The 498-nt window shown below is 64.1% G+C and carries 1 protein-coding gene; it reads left to right on the top strand.

The genetic code is table 11. The annotated features are described in order from the left end of the window. Positions 1-498: aminotransferase class III-fold pyridoxal phosphate-dependent enzyme (locus RA21_RS21905; protein ID WP_039152781.1), on the top strand; the 498-nt coding region annotated here is incomplete at both ends.

Below are 498 nucleotides of genomic sequence, written 5' to 3'. Positions count from 1 at the left end.
TCCACCGCGGTGGACCCCGCCATCCGCTTTGTCCCCTTCCGCAACACCCTGCTGGGCAAGCCGTCCAAGAAAAGGATCATCACCCGGGCGCATGCCTACCACGGCGGCACCTATCTGACCGCCTCGCTCAGCGGCAAGCCAAGCGAGCGCCAGTGGTTCGACACTGACCAGTCCATCCCCCATTTCCTACCGGACGTGAACGCCTTCCGCCGCCCCCAGGGCATGAGCATCGACACATTCCTGGATGAAAAGGTGGCGGATCTGGAAAACGCCATTTTGGAATTGGGCGCGGACAATGTCGCCGCCTTCATCGCAGAGCCGGTGCTGGGCTCCGGCGGCGTGATCGTGCCGCCCGCGGGCTACCACAGCCGCTGCCTGGAGGTCTGCCGCAAGCATGACGTTCTCTACATCTCGGATGAGGTCGTCACCGGCTTCGGCCGCCTCGGCCACTGGTTCGCCTCCGAGGAGCTGTTTGGCATTACCCCCGACATCATCACC

It is taken from the genome of Leisingera sp. ANG-DT (assembly GCF_000813785.1).
Taxonomy (GTDB): domain Bacteria; phylum Pseudomonadota; class Alphaproteobacteria; order Rhodobacterales; family Rhodobacteraceae; genus Leisingera.
Note: the sequence above shows the minus strand (reverse complement) of the source record. Positions and strands in the feature narration are given on the sequence as shown.